Origin of the sequence: Escherichia sp. MOD1-EC5189, assembly GCF_002966045.1 — a bacterium.
Taxonomy (GTDB): Bacteria; Pseudomonadota; Gammaproteobacteria; order Enterobacterales; family Enterobacteriaceae; genus Escherichia; species Escherichia coli_F.
On record NZ_PTRX01000062.1, the window covers coordinates 1 to 4,617 of the forward strand.

The 4,617-nt window shown below is 47.8% G+C and carries 4 protein-coding genes, 4 tRNA genes and 1 rRNA gene; 1 reads left to right on the plus strand and 8 read right to left on the minus strand.

Annotated features, from left to right (window positions below):
* From ATB02_RS25155 to ATB02_RS25175, 5 genes are all read right to left on the minus strand, one after another.
* Positions 1-287, minus strand: a 287-nt coding sequence (locus tag ATB02_RS25155) for a GTP-binding protein (RefSeq protein ID WP_000031683.1), incomplete at its 3' end; no start/stop codon positions are given.
* Positions 288-401: 114 nt separating this feature from the next.
* A tRNA-Thr gene (locus ATB02_RS25160) sits at positions 402-477 on the minus strand.
* 6 nt (positions 478-483) lie between these two features.
* A tRNA-Gly gene (locus ATB02_RS25165) sits at positions 484-558 on the minus strand.
* Positions 559-674: 116 nt separating this feature from the next.
* A tRNA-Tyr gene (locus ATB02_RS25170) sits at positions 675-759 on the minus strand.
* Between the two features lie 8 nt (positions 760-767).
* A tRNA-Thr gene (locus ATB02_RS25175) sits at positions 768-843 on the minus strand.
* A 361-nt stretch (positions 844-1,204) separates the two neighbouring features.
* On the opposite strand from ATB02_RS25175, the gene coaA reads away from it, so the two are divergent.
* A complete protein-coding gene (gene coaA, locus ATB02_RS25190) occupies positions 1,205-2,155 on the plus strand; it encodes a type I pantothenate kinase (RefSeq protein ID WP_000023085.1) in 951 nt (316 codons plus the stop codon).
* Between the two features lie 28 nt (positions 2,156-2,183).
* On the opposite strand, the gene birA is transcribed toward coaA, so the two are convergent.
* The 3 genes from birA to rrf form a co-directional block, all read right to left on the minus strand.
* On the minus strand, positions 2,184-3,149 hold the full coding sequence (gene birA, locus ATB02_RS25195) for a bifunctional biotin--[acetyl-CoA-carboxylase] ligase/biotin operon repressor BirA (RefSeq protein WP_105272379.1): 966 nt from the start codon (positions 3,147-3,149) through the stop codon (positions 2,184-2,186).
* Positions 3,146-4,174 carry a UDP-N-acetylmuramate dehydrogenase gene (murB, locus tag ATB02_RS25200; RefSeq protein WP_001016658.1) on the minus strand — a complete coding sequence of 343 codons (1,029 nt, stop codon included), beginning with the start codon at positions 4,172-4,174 and terminating at the stop codon, positions 3,146-3,148. Before murB ends, birA begins: the two co-directional genes overlap by 4 nt.
* A gap of 304 nt (positions 4,175-4,478) precedes the next feature.
* Positions 4,479-4,594, minus strand: a 5S ribosomal RNA gene (gene rrf / locus ATB02_RS25205).
* Positions 4,595-4,617 lie beyond the last annotated feature (23 nt).

Below are 4,617 nucleotides of genomic sequence, written 5' to 3' on the forward strand. Positions count from 1 at the left end.
GCACCGGTGATCATGTTTTTAACATAGTCGGCGTGCCCCGGGCAGTCTACGTGTGCGTAGTGACGGGTCGGGGTGTCGTATTCAACGTGAGAAGTGTTGATGGTGATACCACGAGCTTTTTCTTCCGGCGCGTTATCGATCTGGTCGAATGCGCGAGCAGCACCGCCGTAGGTTTTAGCCAGTACGGTAGTGATTGCAGCGGTCAGCGTTGTTTTACCATGGTCAACGTGGCCGATAGTACCGACGTTAACGTGCGGTTTTGTACGTTCAAACTTTTCTTTAGACATCGATTGTCCCTCTAAGACACGGATAAATCGGTGATATCACCACATCAACCAGGCAACATGCCCGACTTGTTGAATGCAATAAACAGAAGGAAAAAACAGGGAGGAGAAAAGAAGTGGTGCTGATAGGCAGATTCGAACTGCCGACCTCACCCTTACCAAGGGTGCGCTCTACCAACTGAGCTATATCAGCACATCTTGGAGCGGGCAGCGGGAATCGAACCCGCATCATCAGCTTGGAAGGCTGAGGTAATAGCCATTATACGATGCCCGCATCCTGGAACTCGGCTACCTGATTTTCATTCTGCACTGAATATCGAGAGAAGCTCTCTTTATTCGAGCCGGTAAGCGAACTTATCGTCTCGGGCTACGCCATCGCGTGGCCGAAATTGGTGGTGGGGGAAGGATTCGAACCTTCGAAGTCTGTGACGGCAGATTTACAGTCTGCTCCCTTTGGCCGCTCGGGAACCCCACCGGACTTGATGGTGCCGACTACCGGAATCGAACTGGTGACCTACTGATTACAAGTCAGTTGCTCTACCTACTGAGCTAAGTCGGCATCAAGTAGCGCGCATTCTATGGAGACATGCGAGTTCATGCAACTAAAAAATTGCATAATTTGTTTTATTGGTCACATTTTATGCGACACGATGAAGAAACAGTCGAACAGAGGGCAAATTAGCACACTTTTTCAACATCATTGTTCTCAACAATGCGCTCCTTCTAAAGCGCAATTCTTTTTATCAGATGGAATATCTGTCACATTGCTTTTCAACGATAGCTTCCTGGGAGAGATTTTTTCTTATTATTCCTCCCCATCTGGTGTTACCCTCCTGCCCATTAACCCATTCAACAGAACTGTGACGCGCCATGGCAAATATCGTTTTGCCGATAGAGCTATGACCGCCAGAAACATGCTTATGAGTATAAAAGAGCAAACGTTAATGACGCCTTACCTACAGTTTGACCGCAACCAGTGGGCAGCTCTGCGTGATTCCGTACCTATGACGTTATCGGAAGATGAGATCGCCCGTCTCAAAGGTATTAATGAAGATCTCTCGTTAGAAGAAGTTGCCGAGATCTATTTACCTCTGTCACGTTTGCTGAACTTCTATATAAGCTCGAATCTGCGCCGTCAGGCAGTTCTGGAACAGTTTCTTGGTACCAACGGGCAACGCATTCCTTACATTATCAGTATCGCAGGTAGCGTCGCGGTGGGGAAAAGTACAACCGCCCGTGTATTGCAGGCACTATTAAGCCGTTGGCCGGAGCATCGTCGTGTTGAGCTGATCACTACAGATGGCTTCCTTCACCCTAATCAGGTGCTGAAAGAACGTGGTCTGATGAAGAAGAAAGGCTTCCCGGAATCGTATGATATGCATCGCCTGGTGAAGTTTGTTTCCGATCTCAAATCCGGCGTGCCAAACGTTACGGCACCTGTTTACTCGCATCTTATTTATGATGTGATCCCGGATGGAGATAAAACTGTTGTTCAGCCTGATATTTTAATTCTTGAAGGGTTAAATGTCTTACAGAGCGGGATGGATTATCCACACGATCCACATCATGTTTTTGTTTCTGATTTTGTCGATTTTTCGATATATGTTGATGCACCGGAAGACTTACTTCAGACGTGGTATATCAACCGTTTCCTGAAATTCCGCGAAGGGGCTTTTACAGACCCGGATTCCTATTTTCATAACTACGCGAAATTAACTAAAGAAGAAGCGATTAACACTGCCATGACATTGTGGAAAGAGATCAACTGGCTGAACTTAAAGCAAAATATTCTACCTACTCGTGAGCGCGCCAGTTTAATCCTGACAAAGAGTGCTAATCACGCGGTAGAAGAGGTCAGACTACGCAAATAATTTAAAGGGGAGCTAATGCTCCCCTTTCTTATTTTTCTGCACTACGCAGGGATATTTCACCGCCCATCCAGGGTTTTATTATTCCATCCTGCTCAAGCAATAAAGCGCCTTGTTTGTCTATTCCGCGTGAAATGCCAAATATTTCTTTATCACCAATGATAAGTTTCACTGGGCGATTAATAAAATTATCCAGTTTTTCCCAGCGCGAAAGATAAGGTGCCAATCCTTCTTGCTCGAAGAGTTCCAGCGCCGCACGTAATTCACGTATTAGCATGGCCGCCAACGCATTACGATCGAGATTGATCCCAGCTTCCTGCAGCGTGATCCACCCCTGATTAACGACACTCTCTTCAACACGACGCATTGCCATGTTGATCCCGGCACCAACGACTATTTGCGCCGCATCGCCGGTTTTGCCAGTCAGCTCCACAAGAATACCTGCCAGCTTGCGATCCTGCAGATAGAGGTCATTCGGCCATTTAACACGAACTTTATCAGCGCCCAACTTGCGTAATACTTCCGCCATCACGATACCGATAACCAGACTTAAACCAATCGCCGCAGCCGGGCCTTGTTCCAGACGCCAGAACATCGACAAATATAAGTTTGCGCCAAAAGGTGAAAACCATTTCCGCCCTCGGCGACCACGTCCTGCCTGCTGGTATTCAGCAACGCAGGCATCACCCGATTTAAGCTCTCCGATACGATCAAGAAGATACTGATTCGTGGAGTCAATAACTGGCAGCACGGCTACACTACCGCTATCCAGCTGACTCAATATCTGTTCAGCATTAAGTAACTGGATGGGCTCAGGCAGGCTGTATCCTTTACCCGGAACGGTAAAGACATCAACGCCCCAGTCACGCAGTGTTTGAATATGTTTATTAATGGCCGCCCGGCTCATTCCTAACTTTTCACCCAGCTGCTCACCAGAGTGAAATTCGCCATTCGCTAATAGCGTGATTAATTTTAGCGGAACGGTATTATCCTTCATGAAATCGTCTCCACTGCGCTAACTTCACCTGATGTACCAATAAAGCGAACTTCTGGCTCAAGCCAGACATTAAATTTTTCACCCACTTTCTGTCTTACATGATGTGCCAGCTGCACAATATCTTCGCTTTTTGCATTGCCTTCATTAATGAGAACTAACGCCTGTTGACGGTGTACCGCAGCCCCACCAATTTGTGTTCCTTTTAGCTGGCACTGATCGATAAGCCAACCAGCGGCCAGTTTTACTGAACCATCCGTCTGGGGATAATTTGGTGCTGTTGGAAATTGTGCCAGTAATGCTTTAGCCGTTTCTGCAGATACAACAGGGTTTTTGAAGAAACTACCGGCATTGCCATTCACTTTTGGATCAGGGAGTTTGGTGGTGCGCATATGACACACCGCATCAAATACTTGCTGTGGCGTTACGGTTGTAGGATCCAGACGAGTTAAGTCACCATACGTTAGTACAGGTTGCCACTCTTTTGGCAGGCGCAGACCTACGGCTACAATGGCGAAGCGGTCCTGGTATTCATGTTTAAAAATACTGTCGCGATAGCCAAAACGGCACTCTTTGGCAGTTAAGCGCACTTGCTTGCCTGTCGCCAGTTCAACACAGTCAACATAAGCGCAAACTCGCTGTAATTCTACGCCATAAGCACCAATATTCTGGATAGGTGATGAGCCGACACAACCAGGAATTAACGCCAGATTTTCCAGACCTGGCATACCTTCCTGCAAAGTGTATTTTACCAGGCGATGCCAGTTTTCTCCGGCTCCTACATGTAAATACCACGCATCAGGTTCATCATGAATTTCGATACCTTTGATCCGGTTGATGATCACCGTGCCGCGATAGTCTTCCAGAAAAAGTACATTACTTCCTTCACCCAGAATAAGAACGGGTTGCCCTTCTGCGGTTGCATGCTGCCAGGCATTGAGTAGTTGTTGTTCGTCTTCGGCACATACAATGTGCTGAGCATTATGATCAATGCCAAATGTGTTCCAGGGTTTTAAGGAGTGGTTCATAGCTGCTTTCCTGATGCAAAAACGAGGCTAGTTTACCGTATCTGTGGGGGGATGGCTTGTAGTTATGACGACAGGGAGAGTTTGTAGAAACACAGAAAGGCCCAGTCTTCCGACTGGGCCTTCTGCTTAATTTGATGCCTGGCTGTTTATGGCGGGCGTCCTGCCCGCCACCCTCAGGGCCGTTGCTTCGCAACGTTCAAATCCGCTCCCGGCGGATTTGTCCTACTCAGGAGAGCGTTCACCGACAAACAACAGATAAAACAAAAGGCCCAGTCTTTCGACTGAGCCTTTTGTTTTATTTGATGCCTGGCAGTTCCCTACTCTCGCATGGGGAGACCCCACACTACCATCGGCGCTACGGCGTTTCACTTCTGAGTTCGGCATGGGGTCAGGTGGGACCACCGCGCTAAGGCCGCCAGGCAAATTCTGTTTCATCAGACCGC

What these genes read in the sequence shown, in the direction of transcription:
- birA (WP_105272379.1), bottom strand. Translation starts at nt 3,149, where the DNA reads ATGAAGGATAATACCGTTCCGCTAAAATTAATCACGCTATTAGCGAAT.
- murB (WP_001016658.1), bottom strand. Translation starts at nt 4,174, where the DNA reads ATGAACCACTCCTTAAAACCCTGGAACACATTTGGCATTGATCATAAT.
- coaA (WP_000023085.1), top strand. Translation starts at nt 1,205, where the DNA reads ATGAGTATAAAAGAGCAAACGTTAATGACGCCTTACCTACAGTTTGAC.